Origin of the sequence: Leptolyngbya sp. AN10 (assembly GCF_050565645.1) — a bacterium.
In the GTDB taxonomy this organism is placed as follows: Bacteria; Cyanobacteriota; Cyanobacteriia; order Leptolyngbyales; family Leptolyngbyaceae; genus Leptolyngbya.
The window spans coordinates 33,621-55,927 of record NZ_JBNXVP010000039.1 but is presented as its reverse complement, the minus strand read 5'-3'; the positions used below and the strand labels follow the sequence as shown (position 1 = coordinate 55,927).

Below are 22,307 nucleotides of genomic sequence, written 5' to 3'. Positions count from 1 at the left end.
GTTATCCTGCAACTACACCTCCTCCGAGGTGTAGCAGTCTAACGTAGATTTATGCAGGGTTGAAGAATCATGATGAACAACGCAGCGGAGCAGTTATTAAATGCTTTTGAACAGCTACCGGACTTAGAAAAGCAGCAAGTCGCAACTGAGATTCTTCGATGGACGCTCATTCAAGAGATTCCAGAGTTATCAGATGAGGCATTAATCCTGAATGCAGAAGCGTTATTCTTGAGCCTGGATGAATTTGAGGCTGACGATGAGCAACAGTATTCCGAAACGCGGTGAGGTTTGATTAGAAGTGATAGACGAAATTGATGAATTTGATCCGACGACTGATTCAAAAGAACAGATTCTCGCTGATTTGAAAGAGTCTTTTCGTCAATCAGAATTAGGGCAAACTTTTCCGCTCTCAGAACTTTGGAACGAAATCTTTGAGCAATCTGATGAAGTTCAAGACACGATCGCAGCCGATCAGAAAAAATGTGAACAGAATTAATTGTGGGCGACCCAATTAGTGCTTCACAGGCAAACAAACGGTAAAGCGGGTTCGACCCGGAATAGAATCATAGGTGAGTGCGCCTTGATGACGGTTTTCAACAATGCGGCGACAGAGTTCGAGACCTAAACCTGTGCCTTTGCCAACGGGTTTGGTGGTGAAAAATGGCTCGAAGATTCTCGATCGAACTTCTTCAGAAATGCCCGATCCCGAATCGATAATCTGGACTTCGAGATGATCATGGCAGCAATTGGTAATGATTTCTAAAACGCCATGATCGCCAATTGCATCGATCGCATTATCAATTAAATTCGTCCAAACCTGATTGAGTTCACTTCCATACGCCAGAATCTTTGGGGTGTTGCAATCGTAGTGGCGGCGAATCTCAATGCCTTTCTTCAGCTTGAAAGCAAACAATCGTAAGGTGTCTTCGATCCCTTCATGGATATCAACAACTTGCTGCACACCTTGATCGAGATGTGAGTAAGATTTCATCGCCTGCACAAGTTCGGACATTCGCTTTGCACCGTGTAAGCCACTGGAAATCATGCTCACAACTTCAAATGAGAGAGCTAACCAACGGAAACCTAAATCGTGCATCTCGGTTTGATTGTCGCGCCAAGGTTCGATTAATTGTTCGAGTTGGTCGATCGTGATTCCCGCAGAGGCTAATGGTTCTGAAAGTTGCCAAGCATCCTCGATTCCGTAGTCTTCGAGCCAGGTTAAGAGTTCATCTTCTCGATCGCGCAAAGTTACAAGATCGATCGGATGATTCAACAGCGTGTCATATCCTTGATCTCTTGCTTGAATCCATTGTTTCGTATGGGCTTCATTTAATTGATTTTGTCCAGAAACTAAGGTCATGCGTTGAAGTTCGATTAAAGCGGGGATCACATCTTCAAGCGCTCGAACGACAGCAGCAGCGGGATTGTTTAACTCATGAGCGAGTCCAGCGGAAAGAGTTCCAAGGGCTGCCATCTTTTCACGTTGGCGAATAAAGGTCGTTAACCCTTCGACTCGTTGTTGAACGGTTTTGAAGACTAAGCGTTCAAAGTGGCGACAGGAATGTAGGACTTCTAGAAAATCTTCGCACGTTAATCGATGTAGCCGACAGGCAGTCATGGCTCGAATCGTGACTAGGACGGGTTCATCGGTCAGAATCGGAACTTCGCCAAAGGAAATGGGGGCTTCATGTTGTCCAAGGGGCATTTCGATTCCTTCAGTCGATCGAAGAATCGCAAGTCGTCCAGCCGATAAAACAAAGTAGCCTTTTCCAGCTTCCCCTTCATGAATCAGGACTTCACCGGGGTCAAGATGGAGTTCTTCAGCGCGATCGCAAATCCATTTCAATCTTGATTCTGGTAGCGTTTGAAACAATTCAAGTGCTTGTAAATCTTTGATACACAACACAGCTATCATTCCTTAACGAAACGATCGGTTTCGGCATTGTAACGAGTAACAAGATAGATTACGCTTAAATGTCTCTTCACTTGGGTTCTGGTTATGGTAAAACCCATTATTCTTACCGTTGATGATGATATTGATGTCTTGAGCGCGATCGCACGAGATTTGAGAAAACACTATGGCGATCGCTTTCGGATTGTTAGAGCCGATTCGGGCATGAGTGCGATCGAGGTTGTGCAACAGGCGAAGTTGAAAAATGAAGTGATTGCACTGTTTCTCGTGGATCAACGAATGCCGAACATGAGCGGTGTGGAGTTTCTGACAGAAGCATTGAAGACGTTTCCGACAGCAAAACGGGCATTGTTAACGGCGTATGCGGATACGGATGCTGCGATCGAGGCAATTAACAGTACCCAAATCGACTATTACTTACTCAAGCCTTGGAACCCTCCAGAAGAACGGCTTTATCCGGTGTTGGATGACTTGTTAGAAGATTGGATGTCTGCGTATCGTCCGCCCTTTGAAGGGATTCGGGTGATTGGAAATCGTTGGTCGCCTCAATCGCATCAAGTCAAAGATTTTTTAGCTCGAAATCAAGTGCCGTATGAATGGTTTGATGTTGAGCTTTCAGAAGAGGCGCAGCAATTAGTCGAGTATGCTCAATGCGATCGCTTACAGTTGCCGCTAGTGTTGTTTCCCGATGGATCGAGTGTGTTGCAACCTACTCCAGCGCAAATTGCCGATCGTATTGGTCTGCATACACAAGCGGGAAATCCTTTTTATGATTTGGTGATTGTGGGAGGAGGTCCTGCCGGACTTGCAGCAGCAGTTTATGGGGCTTCTGAAGGTTTGGATACAGTGATGATCGAGCGAGAAGCACCGGGCGGACAAGCAGGAACCAGTTCGAGAATTGAGAATTACTTGGGGTTTCCGGTTGGACTGAGTGGCAGTGATTTAGCACGTCGAGCAGTCACGCAAGCAAAACGATTTGGAGTTGAGATCTTAACTCCACAAGAAGTCACAGGAATTCGGATTCAGGATGCTTATCGGATTGTGACTTTAGCAGATGGGAGTGAGATTAGTTGTCATGCGTTGATTCTGGCTTTGGGTGTGTCGTGGCGACGATTGAACATTCCAGGCATCGATCGATTAACGGGAGCAGGAGTGTACTACGGAGCCGCACAAACTGAAGCGATCGCTTGTCGGGATGAAGATGTGTACATTGTCGGTGGCGCGAACTCTGCGGGACAAGCAGCAATGTATTTCTCGAAATATGCTCGACAAGTCACGATGTTAGTACGCGGAGAATCACTGACGAAAAGTATGTCTCAATATCTAATCGATCAGATTGATTCCACACCGAATATTACAGTAAAGACTTTTTCGAGTGTTGTGGAAGTGAAAGGTGAAAGCAGTTTAGAAGCGATTACGATCGAGAATGCAACCACTGGAGAACTAGATACGATTCCAGCTACGTCACTCTTTATCTTTATTGGTGCAGAGCCAAGAACAAAATGGTTAGATGGCGTAATCGATCGAGACGATCGCGGTTTTATTCACACAGGTGCAGATCTAGCAAAGCGTCCAAAAGGATGGATGCTCGATCGTGATCCGTATTTGCTCGAAACGAATATTCCAGGTGTGTTTGCGGTCGGAGATGTGCGGCACAATTCCGTCAAGCGAGTCGCTTCTGGTGTTGGGGAAGGATCAATCTGTGTTCAGTTTGTGCATCAATATCTCAGCAAAGTTTTGTGAGACGGAAAGCGATGATCTTGTGTTGTGTTCCAGCGAAATTGTCATGAGATCGATCGAAAATATGACAAAAACGGTATGAATAATAAAATATGCTTATCGAGATATCATGTCGAATTTCGATAGTGTTATCTTTCAAAGCGTTTTTATCATCAAAACGGTCTGAACAATAAAATGCGCTTATTAGAATATTATATCGAATTACATTTGCGTTATCTCTCAGAGCGAATTTGTCACTAAAACGATCGACATCATGAGATTTCGCTGCTGCAATGACCCGATCGAGCTTCCACTTAAAATACAAAACAAACTGGATTTCAAAGAACAATGCGACGAGATGAAGTAATCGCGATCGTTACTGCACACGAAGAGAAACTTCGATCGATGGGAGTTGAATCTTTAGAGTTGTTTGGCTCAGTTGCGCGAAATGAAGCGACTCCAGACAGCGATGTTGATTTTTTGGTGGAATTAAACCGACCCATGGGACTCTTTGATTTTGTTGGGATTAAGTTATATCTAGAAGATATTTTAGGGCGTGATGTAGACTTAGGAAGTTTAGACGCGCTTAGAGAAAGCTTGCGTGAACCTGTGATGAAGGATGTGATTCGTGTCTTCTAGGGAATGGTGGTTAAGAATTCAAGACATTTTGGATGCGATCGCGAAAATTCAGCGCTATACAACGAACTTGACAATAGAAGAATTTCAAGCCGTAGATGATATGGTGACTCAGGCAGTTTTATACAACTTTGTCATTATTGGCGAAGCGATTAGAAACGTTCCCGATTCACTTCAACAGCGATACCCTCATATCCCGTGGAGACGCATTGCCGGAACTCGAAACGTTGTGGCTCATGAATATTTTCAAGTCAATATGGCGATTCTGTGGAATACGATTCAGAATGATTTGCCAGGTTTAGCCACACAATTAGAAGACCTATTAGATCGTGAATTGAGCGATCGACAATAAGCCGTATTCTTTTTTTGTTTCTTCTTATGCAAACTTACGATTGGATTGTGATTGGTGCAGGTATTACGGGTGCATCGCTCAGTTACGAACTCACCCGACAAGGCTTCTCTGTTCTTCTGCTCGATTGTGATCCCAATCCTCCTTCTGCAACTCGTTTTAGTTATGGCGGCATTGCTTACTGGTCAGGAACAACCGATCTCACTCGTCAACTCTGTGCAGAAAGTAAGACAATTCATCAAAATCTCTCTGCTGAATTAGATGCAAATACTGAGTTTCGGGAAATCGATTTATTGTTAACGATCGCACCCGAATCGAATCCCGAAACGCTAATTCAGAACTATTCCCACTTTGCAAATCCCCCACAATTTCTCACCGTTGAAGCAGCTTGTGAACTTGAACCCTTGCTCAATCCAAATGGAATTGCTGGAGCATTAACCGTTAAGCATGGACACATTGATGCTGAAAAAACTGCACGAGCTTACAGTTCAGCAATGCAACGATCGACCGGAACTTACAAAATCGCAACCGTGACAGGCTTAATTGAAGGTGGAGTTAGCACCACAGAAGGAGACTGCTTTGCAGCAAATACTGTCGTATGTATTGGAGCATTAACGCGGCAATTTTTGAAACAGTCGGGATTGTCGATCGCTCAATATTTCACCCATGCCGAAATCATTGAAATTCCCCAAAGCAATCTACGCCTCAATACCTTAGTCATGCCTGCGGAAGCAGAACGATTCAAACTCGAAGCTGAAGCGACCCGCGATGATGCTATCTGGGATCAACCTGGACAAGAGCCTGCCCCTGCGATTCTTGATGCGGGAGCCGTTCAGTTTCAAAATAGTCGAATCCTGATCGGGCAAGTCAGCCGAACATTGACTGATCCGAATGCTGCGATCGACAAAGTTCAAAGTGAAGCTGATTTACGTAAAAAGATCAGTCAAGTGATGCCGAAAGTAGGTGAATTAGCGGGAACTTGGCAGCATTGTCTAATTGCATTTAGTCGCGATCGCTTACCGCTAGTCGGAGCCGTTCCGGGTGCTGAAGGAGTCTATATTTTTTCTGGCTTTAGTAACCCATTAGCGCTTGTGCCGCCTTTAGCTCGAAGATTTGCAATTCAAGTGAAAGGTGAACCTGATTCGCTACTGCAACAAGTTTCGCTCGATCGATTTGTAACTGGCTGAGGCAGGATGAATAGCCTAGCGAAAAAATTTACCAACTGCACATTCAAATTCAGGTAACAGTGGAGAGGTTAGTTTGTCTTGAGCAAAGAGCGTTAGAACCAGCTTTAGAAGTGCATCTTGGCGGCGATACACTTCTAATTGCTGAGTTCGCCAGTCTAAAATCCAATATTCTTGCACTCCACGTTCTGCGTAAAGTTTGAGCTTTGTTTCTCGATCGCGTTTTTCATTCTGCGTTCCCGGTGAAAGCACTTCGATGATCAATTCTGGCGCGATCGTAAAGTGCCCTTCTTCATCGACTCCTACTGCTAATCGCTCATTGCTAATCCAAATCACATCAGGAATTACATTATCTGCATCATCAAAAATCACGCCCGGAGTCGCGACTGTTTCCCCTAATTGACTCGTCTCCGACCAAGTATCGAGAATTCTGGAAGCTTTAACGATCGCTTTTTGATGCTTCCAGTGTGGCGCACGAGTCATGAGCAAATGTCCATCAATAATTTCGTAGCGATTGCTGCTTTCGGGCAAAAGCTTCAGATCTTCAGTTGTCCAATAGACTCGATTCGTGGCTTGAGACATAGGGACAGGAAGTTAGAGAATAAATATATTGTATGCGATCGCTAAAGTCTCCTTAAACTCATGGTTTGTTCGAGTGCATTACAAAAGCTATCAAGGCGATTTAGCAAGGCGTTGTAGTAAGGATAAGCATCGTTTCGTTCTTTGAAGATTAATCTACAAAATGCACAATCCGTTGAAGAACGCCGGAAGTGGATAAATCCCCAACCATCAAACCACGTGACAGAACTTCGCCCGTTTCACGTTGCAAGCGCCACCGCAAACGAAATACTTGATGATGGGTATCAATCTCTCCATCTGGCTCTAACTTATGGTCAAAGCGTCCCCGAAACCGCTCAATTAAAGCTTGCATTCCTTCAATTCCCTGAATTGGTTCCGAGACGTGCGGATCAAGGTAAACAATCTCTTCTGCTAAACAATCTACCAGCAGATTCTGTCTTTCTTCTGGAGTCTTTGCGTTCCAAGCGGCGATGTAGTTGTTGATTGATTGCATAATTGCTTTCCAAAAATTAACTAGAAAAGCAGGCAATTCGCTTACCTGAAGATTAAAGAACTTAGACGATCAACTCCGATTGTAGATTCGATTTGAGCAGTACGAATGGCGATCGCTGCCAAATTTGTAATAACTGACGTATCGCTAATAACAATCACAACCGACCTAGCTCTTTCAGATTCTTCAAATCCAATTCAAAATCCTCAACATCATATGAATAGAGCGGAATGTTGTGCTGATTGAGAAGCTGACGAAAAGAATCGACTGGGAGATCTGCGAGTTTGCTTGCATAGCCCAAGGTTAGACGACCCGTTTGGAATAAGTGAATTGCAATCTCTTGGCGAAACTCGCTGGGCGAAAGCTGAGAGGCTTGTAGAATTTCATCTGAGATAACGACACTCATATAACTTGGTTATACATGGATGACACTCTCAGGGTAGCTTAAATCCTTGATATTGATGGATTGCTTCGCGATCGCTCATTTTTGATTTGCACGAATCGCGATCGCGGCGCGAATTCGATCTAAGCTGACCAATCCTCAGTTCGCAATCCTACGATTTGCCCAAAATCTGACAGGTTGCGAGTAAGTAAAGTTGCATTACTGACGAGACAAATCGCAGCAATTTTCAGATCCATATTGCCTAAACGCGGATAGGCTTTCCGCAAACGCTGGTGTTCTAAAGTGGTGGTCAGGCTAAATGGAAGAATCACGATCGATTGATAGTCGATCGCGAGTTGTTGTAACCCTTGATATGCTAAAGCCTGCTCTTCTGGAGTTTTCAATCTAGAAACAACGTTCAACCGCCCTCGTACTTGTTCTTCGTAAGTAATCACAGTGACCGCAACATCGCTTTCTGGAACGGTGGCTAGTCTTATCAGAATTCGTTTTCCCTGCTGCCCGTTTCGCTGAATCAAACTAAGATGATCAGTGTCAAGAATGTACATCCTGTGACCTATTCAGCAGATTTTCGCCATTCTTGACCAAAGCGAATTGCCTCATCAAAGTTCGGGTCGTTCTCAAAGCTGCCTGCCACTTGTTCCCACCAGGGGGATTTTTTCTGTGTTGCGCCTAATAAAAGTTGCTTCATCTGTGCGAGTTCTGTCTCTAAAGCTGCAACCCGCGCTTCGAGTTGTTGAGAGCGTTCTTCAAGTTGCTGAGAAGTCATAGAAATCCACAGAAGCTAGAGTTGTGCAAGCATTATAGCAATCACAATCGCTACGAAGCGATCGTAGGTTTGATTTCAGTAGTATGAATGGCGATCGCAGCACAAATTCGCTTCGGCAAGCTTCCTAAAATGACTCTGGCATCTGAATAGCTATCAAGATTGAAACTCTTTAAAGAAATGCAGATCAACATCATATGTTTTGCGTGGAATTAAGCCTAGTTCTAAGCTTTCAAACATATCTAAAAGCTTTTCTCCATGAACAAGCTCAAGCGGTGGAACGCCGTCTCTCACAGCCTCTTTCTGAGCATCAGGCGTAAAGGTTCCAGTTGTCAAAATGATTCCTTTATCTGCTCGACCCATCATTGCCCCTCGAAAATCCCGAACTTGTGGAGAAGATACTGACCCAGAGTAACGCTTGCACTGAAATAGAACTTTGAAACTAACGAACGGATTGACTTGTAGAATTCCATGCCCATCAATTCCGCCATCTCCAGATCGTCCCGTAACTGTGACCTGCTCAAATCCTGATTCTCTTAATAACCGCTGACACAATCGCTCAAAGCCATCAGGAGGAAGAGATAACATCATGTCTAAAAGTTTTCTGCGGTACGAAGAATCATCGCTTACTTCGGTATCGTTTGGAGCAATACTTTCTTCTACAGCCTCGTCTTCTTCAATGATGTTGGTTGAAGCTCGATCGCTCTCGAATTCCGAATGAATTTGCTTAAACAGAAGCAGCGATTGATCAGGCGTGAGTGTTTCAATTTCTCGACCTTGATCGCTTAAACTCCACACACCTCGTTTGGATGAATCAACCAGACCCGCTTTAACTAAATAAAATCGTGCCCATGCGACCTGATTATCAAATCGGGGTGCGCCACCTTCTAGTAGTTCGGTTCTTTCCGCTTCAGAAAGGTCAAGCTGCTTCGCAATAAAATCACGGACTTCTGAGGGGCGACCCGATCCGCCTAGCCCTTTTAACGCTTGTAGAACGGGAGAGAAGAATCGAATAAATTTGGGACCACTCATCACCGATGCTCACTGATATTAAAAGCCGCTTGAACTATGCTACATCCAAGTTTCAGATACTAGCCAATAAAAAAGCAGGCGTAGAGCCTGCCTAAAGGTTTAGAGAACTGGGCGATCCATCAATCCAGAACGATCGCACTTCTTCCTATTCTTCGTCGTCCAGTTCTTCCTGGTCTTCGTGTTCATCCACCTGACCAACCGAATTCGCCGACACCTGAGCGCCCATTTCCAACTTCTCGCGCACTTGAATCTCAAGTTCCTTCGCAAGCTCTGGACGTTCTTCCATATACTTGATCGCATTATCGCGACCCTGGCTAATATTCTCGCCCTTGTAGCTGTACCACGCACCCTTGCGAACAATCACGCTCGTTTCTTCAGCAAGGTCAACCAGACAGCCCAAAGTCGAAATCCCCTTACCGAAGATGATGTCAAACTCTGCAATTCGGAACGGAGGCGCGACTTTATTCTTCGCGACCTTCACTTTTGCGCGGGTTCCAAACTCTTCGGTTCCCTTCTTCAGCGTTTGAATCCGGCGAATATCGAGCCGCACCGAAGCGTAATACTTCAGCGCTTGACCGCCTGTGGTGGTTTCCGGACTACCGTAGGTGACACCAATCTTCTGCCGCAACTGGTTGATGAAAATCACCGTACAGCCTGATTTACCGATGTTGCCTGTGATCTTCCGCAGCGCTTGGCTCATTAATCGCGCTTGCAGACCCATGTGAGAGTCGCCCATTTCGCCTTCGATTTCAGCGCGGGGAACCAGTGCAGCAACCGAGTCCACAACCACGACATCTACGGCGGTCGATCGAACTAATTGATCCACGATTTCCAGTGCCGATTCTCCTGTATCCGGTTGCGAAATCAGCAGGTTCGCAATATCTACGCCCAACGCCGCTGAGTAGCTCGGATCAAGTGCGTGTTCTGCGTCTACGTATGCCGCAATTCCGCCCGCCTTTTGCACTTCTGCGACCGCATGAAGCGCCAGCGTCGTTTTACCCGAACTTTCGGGACCGTAGATTTCGATCACCCGACCTTTTGGCAAACCGCCACCCAGCGCCAAATCTAGCGTCAAGGCTCCCGTCGGAATCGTTTCGACTTTCATTCGGGTGGCATCGCCCAGGCGCATGATGCTGCCTTTCCCGAAGTTGCGCTCGATCTGGGTGAGAACGAGACTTAGGGCTTTTTGCTTATCGTTTGTTTCAGTTGTAGTTTTAGCTGCCATTAGCGCCTCAGAAAGTGATGTGAAAAAAGAGAGGGGGGACGGAACGGGATGGGCAATTGTAGCCGAATTACGATCGAACTAACACCCAATTGCCAAACTTTGTAGCATAGAGAGGAAACCGCTCTCCGCACAAGTCGTATTTCTTCTTCTAGGGTAACGAGTATGACCTCGAAACTGCCGAATTTGTTGGTGCCGGATACCGCCCTGACGGTGGCGGGTCTTACGGCATATATTCAGTCGCTGATCGAGCAGGATGATCAACTGCGCCAAGTCTGGCTCACCGGAGAAGTGTCGAGTGCGACGCGGTATCGCAGCGGCTTGTTTTTCACGCTGCAAGATCCCGATGCCAAGGCGACGATTCAGTGTGTGGTCTGGAATAGTCAGTTGCATAAGTTGACGACGTTACCCGCTCCGGGTGAACAGTTGATTTTGCTCGGTCGTGTCCATGTCCAGCCGCATCGAGGCAGCTATCAGTTGATTGTCTGGCAAGCGCTTCCAGCAGGGGAAGGCTTACGCGCTTTGCGATCGCGTCAATTAAAAGACCGCCTCGAAGCCGAGGGACTGTTTGATGTCGATCGTAAACGCCCGATTCCCACTCATCCGCAAACCGTGGCGGTCGTAACTTCACCGCAAGCCGCTGCTTGGGGAGACATTCAAAGAACGCTGAAGCGACGGTATCCAGGTCTACGGGTGCTGTTTTCGCCTGCATTAGTGCAAGGAGATCAAGCACCACAATCGATCGTGTCTGCGATCGAACGAGTCGAACGGGATGGAAGAGCAGATGTACTAATTCTATCACGAGGAGGCGGTGCGATCGAAGATATGGTCTGTTTTAATGATGAAAATGTGGTGAGAGCGATCGCGAATTGCTCGATCCCAGTGATTGCAGGCATTGGACACCAGCGAGATGAATCGCTTTCTGATTTGGCGGCGGATGTGATGGCGCACACTCCAACGGCGGCGGCAGAACAGGCAGTCCCATGTTTATCGGATTTGTATGAGTTGCACCACAATCGGTTAGAAGCGCTTAATTTGGCGGTGTTGCAATATATGAGCGTGGAGCACGATCGATTGAGTGGACTACGCGATCGAATTTCTCGATTAAAGCTCGATCGAGCATTGAAACAAGAAGCGCAGGTTGTATCATGGCTGCGTCAACGATTAATCCAATCCACGCAAAGACGCTTTCAAACGGCAACGCAGCATTGTCAGATGCTTCAAGAAAAGTTAACCACACTTGATCCGCAAGCTGTTCTGCAACGAGGATATGCTGTAGTACGAGCAGAATCGGGAATTGTTCGATCGACCAATGATGTCCAGAGGGGTGAAAACTTAACGATTCAGCTTGGAAAAGGGCAGATTGGTGTGACTGTGACCAGCGTATCAGTCCAGTCCGAGGATGAGACGGTATAAATGAATTAGCGATCGGCTTTTTTGAATGAATCACTCTTCTGCGAAACCTGAGAAATTAAATCGTCTTTCTACTGAATCTTGGAACTACGAAGAGACAGTCGCGAAAGTCGAGCGAATTTTGACGCGGATTGAATCAGGTGAATTGGAGTTAGCGGATGTGTTTGAAGAGTTTTCTGCTGCGGTTGAATGTCTACGCCAATGTGAATCGTTTTTGGCAGAGCGGCAAAAGCAGGTCGATTTATTAATTGAAACCCTGAACGATGAAGCGGAATTCTAGCCGTTTTTGTACCAAAATTCCGCACAATAATCAGAGTTGGAGGATGTTTGAGAAGTATAAAAAGCGGCTTTGCTGCGTTGCGAGTCCGCCCGGAAATGAATCTCCGGGCTAATGAAGGAAACCCCGCTGAAGCGGGCTGGGAGCATCATTCGGAGTTCTTAGCCCAGTTTAGTGGGCTTCCCACGATTAGCCCGGAGATTCATTTCCGGGCGGGTGAATGCGATAAACGATTGCTTCTCAAACACCCTCTTAGAATTGCCAAATTTTCACAGAATTTCCAACACTGGTAATGATCGATCGACCTTGCGAACTAAACTCGATCGATTGCCAAATTCCTTCTCCTAATTCAGAAATACATTCAACCTGTTTTCCAGTCTGTGCATTCCAAATTCTCAAGACATTTCGCCGAGTGACATAGTGATGATGTCTCGGATGAAGCTCAGTTCGTTGAAATCCAGCCGCAAACCATTTGCCATCAGAACTGAGGGCAGAGACTTGAATGGCTCGATCGAACAAATCTAACCCAATTCGACATTGCACTTCGCCTGTTGTGACTTTGCGAATGGTAACTTGTCGATCGACCAATGTTGCTGCATCTTCCCAATCTGACGAGATCGCTAAGACTTGTTCGCAATCATTTAACCAACCCAAGTTTGGAATAATTCGCCCAGTTTCTAAGTTCACCGCTTCTAATTGCTGCTCGTATTTCAGCAACACTTTTCCGCTAGTTCCCATCAACAACATCGGCACATCTGTGAGACAAGGCAAGGTATGAATGATTTTGCCTTCGGAAAGATTCCAAATTCTGAGAACGCGATCGCGCTTTGTAATCTGCAATTGACGATCGCAAATTTGATAATTATCACAGCCGCTACTGACTAGCGTTTTGCCGTCTGGACTGAGTGCGATCGCTGTTACAGAACTCTCTTGATTGAGTGTAGAAAGTTCTTCACCTGTGAGCGCATTCCAAACTTTAATGGTGCGATCGTCGCTGCCACTGACCAGAATTTTCCCATCTTGACTCAGCGCAATTGTGCGAATCGGAGCCGTGTGACCTTTGAAAGTAAGAATACGATTGCTCGATCGCCAGTTCCAAGCCTGAATCGTATGAGTCGATTCGGGTGAACTGTTGCGCGTCGGAGAACCGACTGTGAAAAGAATCTCTTGATTCGGATGGATCAAAATTCGGCGGACAGCGTGATCAAACTTGAGGGTTTGAAGGCAAGAAAATACAGGTGTTTGAATGGTAGAAAGGGGCTGAACAACCCAATCCGTATCTAAAGATTTTTCTAAAGGAGGAATTTCATCATCGAGCCAATCGTGAGCATCGTGGAACGAGTCGGGGGCTGAATCTGGAAGGCGATCCAACAATAAAGGCAGTTCATCGATCGAGGCATCTTGAAACATGGCGCTTGCCCTCACCAGTGGGGATCACTGCCAGTGTTCACCCTGTGCTTCAATTGCTCTACGGTGTTCTTGATGATCTCTAGATGAAGTTTCTATGAATGCTCCTTGGATTTACTGAGGTAATCGAGAATTAGCTACTTGATTGGATTCCACGCTCTCTTAATTGGCGCACGAAGAACTCTTCAAGCGACGGACGGGCAAGCTCGATCGAGATCAGTTGAGCATTCATCAAGCGCAAACTTCCGAGAAAATCCTCTGGTTGTCCCTTCAGTTGTCCTGTCCATAATCCGTCTTGGAGGTCGAGATTCGGAATCCACTGATTCAGCATTTCCGGTCTTCCACCTTTCACGGTCACTTGGTAATTTTCAGCGGTTCCCAGGAGATCTTGCATTGAGCCGATCGCGATTAATTCACCTTTGGCAAGAAGGGCAACGCGATCGCAGATTTTTTCAACATCAGACAAAACGTGACTATTAAAGAAAATCGTTTTGCCTTGCGACTTGAGCGACAGAATGATTTCTCGCATTTGGTAGCGACCGAGCGGATCAAGTCCTGACATCGGCTCATCTAGAAAAACGAGATCCGGATCGTTGATCAATGCTTGTGCTAGTCCAATTCGTTGCAGCATTCCTTTCGAGTATTGCCGCAGTTGTTTCTTCTTGGCAGCAGATTGAGCCAAACCAACGAGATCGAGCAGTTCAGGAATGCGTTTTCGTTGTTGCGATCGCTCAATTCCAAACAAATCTCCCGTAAAATTCAGCACTTCCCAACCTGTGAGGTAATCGTAAAAGTAGGGATTTTCAGGTAAGTATCCGATCCGTTGTTTCACGGAGCGATCGCCCAAAGGTTCACCCAAAACAGTAGCTCGTCCAGCAGTTAGACGAACAATTCCGAGCAAAGTTTTGAGCAAAGTCGTTTTTCCGGCTCCATTTTGTCCAAGTAAGCCAAACGTTTCGCCCTCGTATACGGTGAGACTAACCGAATTGAGGGAAGCGACTTTTTTATTCATCCAGAACCCAGTGCGATACGTTTTACCGAGTTCGTAAGTTTGGAGCGCGATCGAACGTTCAAATGTCGGAAGTTGAAGGCGAGATGCAACAGCAGAATCCATAAGTACCTCGATCTCTACTGAGTAGCCATTTAATCACTCCTTACGATTCCCGCATCAGCATTTTTTGCGATCGCGTCTCTCGCCCTTCCCGAAATTTTGTAAACTTTGGTTAGGCGCTTTATGTTTTCTCACTTATGACTCGCTCAAAATTTGTTGCTATCTTGACCGGAATTATCTCTCTCGCATTGGGTTTGGGGTATTTGCTCCTGGTTCAATTGCTCGATTTTCGGGGAGAAATGCTCCCGGCTCCGATCGAAGTTATTCCGCCGCTGTTTTTTTAAAAACCAATGCGATCCAATCTCCGGTTTGTTCTCGATCGATCAGTTCAAATTCTGAAAGCGTTTCGATCAGTTCTTGTTCGTATTCGATCGTAAATCCTGCGAGAATTAAGCGTCCGTTTGGTCGAAGTGCTTTGGTTAAATCGTCGCTTAAATCAATAATGATTCGAGCAAACACATTGAAGACGATAACATCGAAAGTTTCAGTGGTTGAAATTGATCGAATTTCTCCAACTTCACCGCCCATCCAATGCCCTAAATCACTTCCTTTGCCGAGACTAGCTTGATCGACTCGGACGCGATCGCTGACTGAATTTTGATCAATTGCAGATCGAGTTGCTTCGACTGCGATCGCATCATTATCGACTGCGTAAACTTGCGCTCCTAATTTCGCCATTGCAATACTTAAAATTCCAGATCCGCAGCCTAGATCGAGAATTTCTAAATCTGGCGTAATGTGTCGTTCAATTAACTGCAAACTAAGAATTGTTGCAGGATGAAAACCGCTACCAAATGCGAGACTTTCTTGAATATTAAGCGAAATTTCCTTCGGTTTAATTTGATAGTTTTCATCTGAAATTACAAAATTACCGACTCGATGAATTGCATTGGAATAATTTAGTTTCTCCTCAACGATCGACATTTCTAATTCGCTTGTCATTCCAGTTCGATGAAGCGATGACAACGCCGATTCAATTTGATCAATTCTGGCTCGATCGCCCTCTGGTAGATAGAATCGAACCTGATACGCCCAAGGTGATTTTGCTTCTTCGACTTGAAGATTATCCGTAAAATTGACGGTGGCTAATAAAGATCGAATCCAATCGATCGCTTCAGTCGTGGCATCTAAACTCAGTTCTATCATCTGGCTTTTTGAATTGCGGCTTCTGCAAGTGGACTCATGATCTTATAACCTGCGTCATTTGGATGCAAACCATCGATCGATAAATGCGATTGTAGAAATCCTCGATCGTCTACCATGTGACTGTAATAATCCAAATAAATGCAGTCATTTTCTGCACAATATTGCTCAATCCAAGCATTCAACGTTTGAATTTTTTTAGGCGATCGAGTTACAGACATCACTTCGCTAACTGGCAGAATTGAACATAGAATCATGCGAATTTGATGATATTTTGCCAATTCAACGATCGACATTAGATTGCTCTGAATTTCTTCGATCGTCATTCTGCCTGTATTCCCTGCAATATCATTCGTTCCAGCTAACAGAATTACAACTTTTGGACGAATCGCGATCGCATCTGGACGAAATCGAACCAGCATTTGAGGCGTTGTCTGACCAGCAATTCCACGATTGATGTAGGGTTGATCAGGAAAATAAGTGGATAAACCCCAAAAATCAGTGATTGAATCACCGAAGAAAATAACGCGATCGAGATCTTCTTTCAACTCAGTATTCGCTTGATGATAATGCTGTAACTGTGCCCAATCGGTCATTCGTTCCTGAATCAAATCAAACCCGTAGATGCTGAGTGATTTGAATTGATCCAAACGTTTTCCAAGCTTTTTAATTACATTCATCTTTTGCGCGAAACATCGATTGATAAAGTATCCAGTGATAAAGGATTTCTGCTGCCTTTACTCGAATTAAAAATCACAGAAACCGAATTTTCCCCTGCATTTAGCCAGACATTTTCGATTTTTAGCGATCGCTGCTCTTCCCAATTGCCCGTTGCCGGAAACGCCTCTTGATCAGCCAATTTCCGACCATTTACATGGATGTACCGACTTGCCCCAGTCGGAGACGCATATCGAAACACCAAATCATATCGACCTGAACACCCAACCGAGACGGTATATCGAGTAAAATCCTCGTTGCTCTGAGTAATTCGAGTCATTGAAGAAGGCACTGGCTTGATGAACTCAGTGGAGGCAGTAAAGGTGTTTGCAGTCGAAAGCGCGATCGCAGCATTCAACGCATCGATCGCACTGGTCTGACGAGTCGCATCCGCTTTATCAACCGAACTCGCCCAATTTAGTCCAAACTGATTTTGCTCATTGCGATTCGCCCAAATCGATTCTGCATTTCTTTGAATAAATTCGCGGTAAGTGGGCTTAGGTCTAACTTGATATAAATCTGCCAAATTCCGCATAAAAATCCCTTTGAACTGCGGACCATCATTGCCACAATCATTGTTATCTTCACAAGGTTCGCGCAGAATGCCATTGCGGGAAAGTTTGACGATCGACGCATCTGCGATCGCTTCCGCTTGTTTCAATAATTCAGCATCTTTTGTGCCACGATACAGATCCACAAGTGCCCCAATCAAAACGCCCTGATTATATGTCCAAGTGGTCTTCCCGTTATTACGACAGTTGCTATCTAAACCATCATTCACCAGGTTATCAGCATTGATCATTCCACTCTGCTGATACCATTCCCAAATCTTTTGCGTCCATTCTAAATACCGTTTATCATTCGGTTCACGCAGATTCAATTTTGCCGCAACCGACATTAACAAACCATTCGTGATTGCGTTCTTATAATTCAATTCTCGTTTGTGCCAATAAAGACCACCGTTGCAAACATCATCCCAACCTGTCGTCATATCCCAGAAGATCACTTTAGCTTGATCTAAATACTTCTGTTCGCCCGTGAGATCGTAAGCTCGAATCCAGGCGATCGCCCACCAACCATCATCATCCCGAAACCACGGGTTAATAAAATTCTTGTATCTCGGCTTTTGGTAAAACGTATTGTAAATATTGCTGCGATACGTGAGCGAATCCGTAATGCGTGAATACTCGATCGTAGCTTCGAGCGCGTTCGCCGCATTCCACCAGTTCGAGGTATTCCAAAGCCCCGTTCCTGTGTTGTAAAACATCTGTAGCGCTGCCATGCCTGCCGCAATGCCTGGAGCACAAGTCGCGGGTAGTACCATCTTTCAATCCTTGAATGTTCCAGGATCGACACTACCAAACGATCGACAAATTCAACACAAATCCGGGCAAAACATCCTCACCAGAATCATACGTTGTGTCAGAAATTTGCATAGTACGATTGAACTTTGGAAAATCTTGCACTACAATGCAGCGAATCATTGTGAGGACACACAGATGAACAAAGGTGAATTAGTAGACGCGATCGCTCAAAAGGCAAGCGTCACCAAGAAAGAAGCAGATGCTATCCTGACTGCGATGGTCGATACGATTTTGGAAACGGTGGCAACTGGAGACAAAGTAACGATCGTTGGATTTGGTAGCTTTGAAGCGCGGGAACGTCAAGCCCGTGAAGGTCGTAACCCTGCGACTGGCGCAGCGATCCAAATTCCGGCAACGCGCGTTCCTGTGTTTGCGCCAGGAAAAGGATTCAAAGATCGAGTTGCACCGCAAGAGTAAGAAGGTAGGGAGTAGGGGGTAGGGAGTAGAACGCTAACTTCGATCATTTTCCCCACTCCCCACTCCCCACTCCCCACTCCCAATTCAGTGTTACCGTTGATGAGCGGGTTTCGTTTCATCAGCTATGAGTGTTCTAACGCTACGATCGGTAAAAAAAGATTTCGGCATTAAGGAAATTGTGCGCGATGCCAGTTTCACGCTAGAAGCAGGCGAGAAAGTTGGACTGATTGGCACAAATGGTTCAGGCAAATCGACTTTGCTGAAAATGATCGGCGGACTGGAATCGATCGATGGTGGCGACCTCACGAAAGCTTCTGGTAGTCGGATTATCTACCTGCCACAAGACCCCGATCTTGATCCAGAACGAACTGTCTTAGAGCAAGTTTTTGCAGATAGCGGCGAACAGATGGCATTGGTTCGAGAATACGAGCAGCTATCCGATCAGTTAGCTCACGGAAATTCTGATGCGGTGATGGCGCGATTGTCCCAGGTCACGCAGAAGATGGATTCATTCAATGCCTGGGAATTGGAGACGCAAGCCAAGATTGTGCTGACAAAGTTAGGAATTCAAGACCTTAACGCCAAGATTCAACAGCTATCCGGTGGCTATCGAAAGCGAATTGCACTGGCAACCGCATTACTCGCGGAACCAGATGTTTTATTAATGGATGAGCCGACAAACCATTTGGATGCTCTCTCGATCGAATGGTTGCAAAGTTATCTCAGCCGATTCCGAGGCGCGTTGTTGTTGGTGACGCACGATCGATATTTTCTCGATCGAGTCACAAATCGGATTATTGAACTCGATCGCGGCGATTTGTTCAGCTACAACGGCAATTATTCGTATTATCTGGAAAAGAAAGCGGCTCAAGAAGCATCTGAAGCGAGTACGCAGCGGAAACATCAAGGCGTATTGAGACGCGAATTAGAATGGCTCAAACGAGGGGCAAAGGCGCGGAGTACCAAGCAGAAAGCAAGAATCGATCGAGTTCATGAGATGCAAGAAACTGAGTTTAAACAAGCTCAGGCTAAGGTGCAAATCTCAACCGCAGGACGACGAATTGGAAAGAAAGTCGTTGAATTAGCTCATGTGACGAAAGGATTTGGCGATCGCACTTTAATCAAAGATTTTACCTACAATTTCAATCCTGAAGATCGAGTCGGAATTATCGGTGAAAATGGCGCAGGAAAATCGACTTTACTAAATCTAATCACCGGAAGATTAGAGCCGGATTCTGGCACGATCGACACAGGTAGTACGATTCATTTCGGCTATTTTGATCAACATTCTGAAGATCTTCAAGTCAACGAAAATCAGCGCGTGATCGAATACTTGAAAGATGTTGCAGAACTGGTTAAAACAGCAGACGGTGAAGTGATTACTGCTTCTCAAATGCTGGAACGATTTCTATTTTCACCGAATCAGCAGTATGCGCCAATCAGCAAATTATCGGGTGGAGAAAGACGACGATTGTTTTTGCTTCGCGTGTTGATGAGCGCGCCAAATGTTCTGATTTTGGACGAACCGACGAATGACTTGGACGTGCAAACGTTGGCAGTCTTAGAGGAATATTTAGAAGAGTTTAATGGCTGTGTGATTGTCGTGTCACACGATCGCTATTTTCTCGATCGTACCGTTGATAAGATCTTCGCACTCGAAGAAGGCGGAAATGTTCGCGAGTATCCTGGCAATTACTCGGTCTATCTCGATTACAAAAAAGATGAAGAAATTGTCGTAGAAAAGCCAGCAGAATCGAAATCTGTTACAGCGAAATCAGTTTCTAATAAACCGCGAAAATTATCGTTTAAGGAAAAGCGCGAATTAGAAATGTTAGAGACAAAGATCCCAGAATTGGAAGCGGAAAAAGCCTCGATCGAGCAAAAACTCTACAAAAATCCACCCACTGGTTTCACCGAAGTTCAAAAGCTTTCAGAACAATTAGCCAACCTAGAGGAGCAGATTGAAACGTCCACAATTCGATGGATGGAACTGTCTGAAATAGACTCGAATTAAGAGGGTGTTTGAGAAGTAATCGTTCATCGCATTCACCCGCCCGGAAATGAATCTCCGGGCTAATCAGGGAAGCCCACTCAACTGGGCTAAGAACTCCGAATGATTCTCCCAGCCCGCTTCAGCGGGGTTTCTTCCATTAGCCCGGAGATTTATTTCCGGGCGGACTGGCAACGAAGTAAAGCTGCTTTTTATCCTTCTCAAACACCCTCTAAGCGGCAACTAATCGAAGTCGTCGATCGCTAATCAATAAGGTCTGCATTTCATCGGGTGGAATAGGGGGACTGTAAAGGAATCCTTGAATTGCATCACAGCCCCGATCGCGGAAAAATTCCAGTTGATTCTCGTCTTCGATTCCTTCCGCTACGATATGCAATTTCAAGCCTTTCGCCATTGTAATAATCGCGTTAGAAATCGCTGTGGCGCGTTCGTTGATATTGATTTGTTTTGAGAACGATCGATCAATTTTCAGCGCATCGATCGGCAATTTATCCAGACAGTATAGCGATGAGTGTCCTGTACCAAAATCATCGATCGAAATCTCAATGCCTAACCTCTTTAACGCCTCTAGAGCCACAATTGTCGCCTGAACATCCTGCATCAAACAGCTTTCAGTTAGCTCTAAAATTAACAACTTCGGATTAAGTCCCGTCTCATTTAAAATCGCTTCAACTCGTTTCGGTAAATCCGGCTGCTGGAACTGGCGCATGGACAGATTCACGGAAACTCTCAACGGCTCCAAGTAGACACTCTGCCAGCGTTTTGCCTGCTGACACGCCGTTTTTAGCACCCATTCCCCCAACGGCACAATCAAACCTAACTCTTCCGCGATCGGAATAAACGTAGCAGGCGACACCATCCCTCGAATCGGATGATGCCAGCGGACTAGCGATTCCATTCCCACAATCTGACCCGTTTGCAGATCAACTTGCGGCTGATAATACACTTGGAATTCTGCTCGATCGATCGCTTTGGTCAAATCCATCTCGATCAAGCGCCGCTCCATTTCCATCGCATCCAGTTCCGCATCATAGCGGCGATATCCCGTCACTCCGGGCTGTTGACACCAGTGCTGCGCCGTTTCTGCCTGAGTTAACAAATCTTGCGGTGTTCCCTTCAGTTCATTCGTCCAAGTGATACCAACACTGACATGAAATCGAATCTCATGACCATCCACTACACAGGGCAAAGTGACTCGATCGAGAACTTCTTGTGCGAAAGACTCAACCTCAGATTCAGCCAGATTCGCCAGCACAATCCCAAACTGGTCGCCGTTCAGCCGCGCCAAAAAGCCATTTGACTGCACCACTTTACTCAAACGATTTGCGACCATTTGCAGCACAATATCGCCTGTTGTATGCCCAAAACTCGAATTTATCGCGTGGAATCGCCTCAGATTCAGGCACAACACTGCGATATTCGACTCGGTTTGACCCGTCAGCAAATTGTGGAGATGCTGATACAGTAAACCGCGAGTGGGTAAATTTGTCAGCGGATCAAGCATTGCTCCTCGTCGAAACGCTGCGGTAGCTTGCTGTTGTTGTTGAGCAAATCGCTGCAGATATGCCGCCTGTTTCTTTAGCCGTGAAGTAATTGCACCGATTAATTCATTCACCGAACAAGGTTTCACAAGATAATCGTCTGCGCCTAGATTCATTCCCCGTCGCAGATCGCTTTGATCGCTTTTTGCGGTGAGAAAGACCACTGGAATTGTTGAAGTTTGAGGAGTCGATCGCAGGGATTCTAAAACCGCATATCCATCCAATTCGGGCATACAGATGTCGCATAGCACTAGATCCGGCAGAAAGCAACGAGCTTTCTGGATTCCGACTTGACCATTTTCTGCCTCGATCGCTCGAAACCCTTCGAGTTCCAGGATCTCCAGCAGATTTTGCCGGATCAATTCATCGTCTTCAACTACAAGAATCGTCTTCATTGGGGTAGAGCAGGCTAAGCGAATCATCAACTGAGCAAGTAAAGAATATTACCGTAGAAAAAATGTAATTGGGCAACACCCAGTAGATTAATAGACAAAAGATGAAAAATCTGCTTATTAAAAGTTGCGAACGAAGCCAGACTTGAATACTATAGTTTCCCAAGCGGCATTGCACACAGAATCGGGTCTACTGTTCACTGTATGCAGCTACTTCGGGAGCAA

General features: G+C 45.6%; 26 protein-coding genes. 11 read left to right on the top strand and 15 right to left on the bottom strand.

All coding sequences use genetic code 11. The features are described 5' to 3' along the window. Positions 1-69: 69 nt before the first annotated feature. Both ACQ4M5_RS33650 and ACQ4M5_RS33645 read left to right on the top strand, forming a co-directional pair. Entirely contained in the window at positions 70-285 is a 216-nt protein-coding gene (locus ACQ4M5_RS33650; RefSeq protein WP_430680178.1) for a hypothetical protein, read from the top strand. Between the two features lie 13 nt (positions 286-298). Beyond that, complete coding sequence (locus tag ACQ4M5_RS33645; protein ID WP_430680177.1) at positions 299-496, top strand: hypothetical protein; 198 nt, start codon at positions 299-301, stop codon at positions 494-496. A 15-nt stretch (positions 497-511) separates the two neighbouring features. Here ACQ4M5_RS33645 and ACQ4M5_RS33640 read toward each other — a convergent pair whose 3' ends face one another. Further along, positions 512-1,915 (bottom strand): sensor histidine kinase, encoded by a 1,404-nt coding sequence (locus ACQ4M5_RS33640; RefSeq protein ID WP_430680176.1) that lies wholly within the window; start codon positions 1,913-1,915, stop codon positions 512-514. A gap of 84 nt (positions 1,916-1,999) precedes the next feature. On the opposite strand from ACQ4M5_RS33640, the gene ACQ4M5_RS33635 reads away from it, so the two are divergent. The 4 genes from ACQ4M5_RS33635 (at position 2,000) to ACQ4M5_RS33620 (ending at position 5,803) form a co-directional block, all read left to right on the top strand. Next, on the top strand, positions 2,000-3,655 hold the full coding sequence (locus tag ACQ4M5_RS33635; protein ID WP_430680175.1) for an FAD-dependent oxidoreductase: 1,656 nt from the start codon (positions 2,000-2,002) through the stop codon (positions 3,653-3,655). 324 nt (positions 3,656-3,979) lie between these two features. Further along, a complete protein-coding gene (locus ACQ4M5_RS33630; protein WP_430680174.1) occupies positions 3,980-4,270 on the top strand; it encodes a nucleotidyltransferase family protein in 291 nt (96 codons plus the stop codon). Beyond that, the gene (locus tag ACQ4M5_RS33625) at positions 4,260-4,619 is read left to right on the top strand and encodes a HepT-like ribonuclease domain-containing protein (protein WP_430680173.1); all 360 of its coding nucleotides are present in this window, start codon (positions 4,260-4,262) and stop codon (positions 4,617-4,619) included. The genes ACQ4M5_RS33630 and ACQ4M5_RS33625 overlap by 11 nt, the downstream gene beginning before the upstream one ends. Before the next feature lie 26 nt (positions 4,620-4,645). Next, a complete protein-coding gene (locus ACQ4M5_RS33620; RefSeq protein ID WP_430680172.1) occupies positions 4,646-5,803 on the top strand; it encodes an NAD(P)/FAD-dependent oxidoreductase in 1,158 nt (385 codons plus the stop codon). A gap of 15 nt (positions 5,804-5,818) precedes the next feature. Here ACQ4M5_RS33620 and ACQ4M5_RS33615 read toward each other — a convergent pair whose 3' ends face one another. From ACQ4M5_RS33615 to recA, 7 genes are all read right to left on the bottom strand, one after another. Beyond that, positions 5,819-6,382, bottom strand: a complete 564-nt coding sequence (locus tag ACQ4M5_RS33615) for a Uma2 family endonuclease (RefSeq protein ID WP_430680171.1) — start codon at positions 6,380-6,382, stop codon at positions 5,819-5,821. A gap of 148 nt (positions 6,383-6,530) precedes the next feature. Next, the gene (locus tag ACQ4M5_RS33610; RefSeq protein WP_430680170.1) at positions 6,531-6,872 is read right to left on the bottom strand and encodes a nuclear transport factor 2 family protein; all 342 of its coding nucleotides are present in this window, start codon (positions 6,870-6,872) and stop codon (positions 6,531-6,533) included. Positions 6,873-7,026: 154 nt separating this feature from the next. Continuing rightward, positions 7,027-7,275, bottom strand: a complete 249-nt coding sequence (locus tag ACQ4M5_RS33605) for a UPF0175 family protein (protein ID WP_430680169.1) — start codon at positions 7,273-7,275, stop codon at positions 7,027-7,029. A gap of 119 nt (positions 7,276-7,394) precedes the next feature. Beyond that, positions 7,395-7,817: a type II toxin-antitoxin system VapC family toxin gene (locus tag ACQ4M5_RS33600; RefSeq protein ID WP_430680168.1), complete on the bottom strand. Its 423-nt coding sequence runs from the start codon at positions 7,815-7,817 to the stop codon at positions 7,395-7,397. A gap of 8 nt (positions 7,818-7,825) precedes the next feature. Continuing rightward, positions 7,826-8,038 (bottom strand): hypothetical protein, encoded by a 213-nt coding sequence (locus ACQ4M5_RS33595; RefSeq protein ID WP_430680167.1) that lies wholly within the window; start codon positions 8,036-8,038, stop codon positions 7,826-7,828. Positions 8,039-8,191: 153 nt separating this feature from the next. After that, complete coding sequence (locus ACQ4M5_RS33590) at positions 8,192-9,067, bottom strand: restriction endonuclease (RefSeq protein WP_430680166.1); 876 nt, start codon at positions 9,065-9,067, stop codon at positions 8,192-8,194. Positions 9,068-9,212: 145 nt separating this feature from the next. Continuing rightward, positions 9,213-10,292 carry a recombinase RecA gene (gene recA, locus ACQ4M5_RS33585; protein ID WP_430680165.1) on the bottom strand — a complete coding sequence of 360 codons (1,080 nt, stop codon included), beginning with the start codon at positions 10,290-10,292 and terminating at the stop codon, positions 9,213-9,215. A 162-nt stretch (positions 10,293-10,454) separates the two neighbouring features. Here recA and xseA point away from each other — a divergent pair, with 162 nt between their 5' ends. Beyond that, on the top strand, positions 10,455-11,705 hold the full coding sequence (gene xseA / locus ACQ4M5_RS33580; RefSeq protein ID WP_430680164.1) for an exodeoxyribonuclease VII large subunit: 1,251 nt from the start codon (positions 10,455-10,457) through the stop codon (positions 11,703-11,705). Between the two features lie 25 nt (positions 11,706-11,730). Next, positions 11,731-11,982 carry an exodeoxyribonuclease VII small subunit gene (xseB, locus tag ACQ4M5_RS33575; RefSeq protein WP_430680163.1) on the top strand — a complete coding sequence of 84 codons (252 nt, stop codon included), beginning with the start codon at positions 11,731-11,733 and terminating at the stop codon, positions 11,980-11,982. A gap of 249 nt (positions 11,983-12,231) precedes the next feature. Here xseB and ACQ4M5_RS33570 read toward each other — a convergent pair whose 3' ends face one another. Further along, the gene (locus tag ACQ4M5_RS33570) at positions 12,232-13,389 is read right to left on the bottom strand and encodes a WD40 repeat domain-containing protein (protein ID WP_430680162.1); all 1,158 of its coding nucleotides are present in this window, start codon (positions 13,387-13,389) and stop codon (positions 12,232-12,234) included. Positions 13,390-13,519: 130 nt separating this feature from the next. Then, on the bottom strand, positions 13,520-14,500 hold the full coding sequence (locus tag ACQ4M5_RS33565) for an ABC transporter ATP-binding protein (RefSeq protein ID WP_430680161.1): 981 nt from the start codon (positions 14,498-14,500) through the stop codon (positions 13,520-13,522). A 134-nt stretch (positions 14,501-14,634) separates the two neighbouring features. On the opposite strand from ACQ4M5_RS33565, the gene ACQ4M5_RS33560 reads away from it, so the two are divergent. After that, the gene (locus tag ACQ4M5_RS33560; RefSeq protein WP_192843621.1) at positions 14,635-14,781 is read left to right on the top strand and encodes a hypothetical protein; all 147 of its coding nucleotides are present in this window, start codon (positions 14,635-14,637) and stop codon (positions 14,779-14,781) included. Here ACQ4M5_RS33560 and ACQ4M5_RS33555 read toward each other — a convergent pair. From ACQ4M5_RS33555 to ACQ4M5_RS33540, 4 genes are read right to left on the bottom strand one after another with little or no spacing between them, the layout of a single operon-like run. Next, positions 14,759-15,643, bottom strand: a complete 885-nt coding sequence (locus tag ACQ4M5_RS33555; protein ID WP_430680160.1) for a 50S ribosomal protein L11 methyltransferase — start codon at positions 15,641-15,643, stop codon at positions 14,759-14,761. The two genes, ACQ4M5_RS33560 and ACQ4M5_RS33555, sit on opposite strands and share 23 nt — an antisense overlap. Beyond that, entirely contained in the window at positions 15,640-16,320 is a 681-nt protein-coding gene (locus ACQ4M5_RS33550) for an SGNH/GDSL hydrolase family protein (protein ID WP_430680159.1), read from the bottom strand. Before ACQ4M5_RS33550 ends, ACQ4M5_RS33555 begins: the two co-directional genes overlap by 4 nt. Beyond that, positions 16,317-17,681 carry a glycoside hydrolase family 76 protein gene (locus ACQ4M5_RS33545; RefSeq protein WP_430680158.1) on the bottom strand — a complete coding sequence of 455 codons (1,365 nt, stop codon included), beginning with the start codon at positions 17,679-17,681 and terminating at the stop codon, positions 16,317-16,319. Before ACQ4M5_RS33545 ends, ACQ4M5_RS33550 begins: the two co-directional genes overlap by 4 nt. Before the next feature lie 31 nt (positions 17,682-17,712). Next, the gene (locus tag ACQ4M5_RS33540) at positions 17,713-17,841 is read right to left on the bottom strand and encodes a hypothetical protein (protein ID WP_430680157.1); all 129 of its coding nucleotides are present in this window, start codon (positions 17,839-17,841) and stop codon (positions 17,713-17,715) included. Positions 17,842-17,856: 15 nt separating this feature from the next. On the opposite strand from ACQ4M5_RS33540, the gene ACQ4M5_RS33535 reads away from it, so the two are divergent. Together ACQ4M5_RS33535 and ACQ4M5_RS33530 are read left to right on the top strand one after the other, a co-directional pair. Then, complete coding sequence (locus ACQ4M5_RS33535) at positions 17,857-18,138, top strand: HU family DNA-binding protein (protein ID WP_430680156.1); 282 nt, start codon at positions 17,857-17,859, stop codon at positions 18,136-18,138. Between the two features lie 124 nt (positions 18,139-18,262). Beyond that, positions 18,263-20,152, top strand: a complete 1,890-nt coding sequence (locus ACQ4M5_RS33530; RefSeq protein ID WP_430680155.1) for an ABC-F family ATP-binding cassette domain-containing protein — start codon at positions 18,263-18,265, stop codon at positions 20,150-20,152. A gap of 208 nt (positions 20,153-20,360) precedes the next feature. Here the strand turns inward: ACQ4M5_RS33530 and ACQ4M5_RS33525 are convergent, their stop codons facing one another. Beyond that, entirely contained in the window at positions 20,361-22,085 is a 1,725-nt protein-coding gene (locus ACQ4M5_RS33525; RefSeq protein ID WP_430680154.1) for an EAL domain-containing response regulator, read from the bottom strand. Positions 22,086-22,307: the final 222 nt, after the last annotated feature.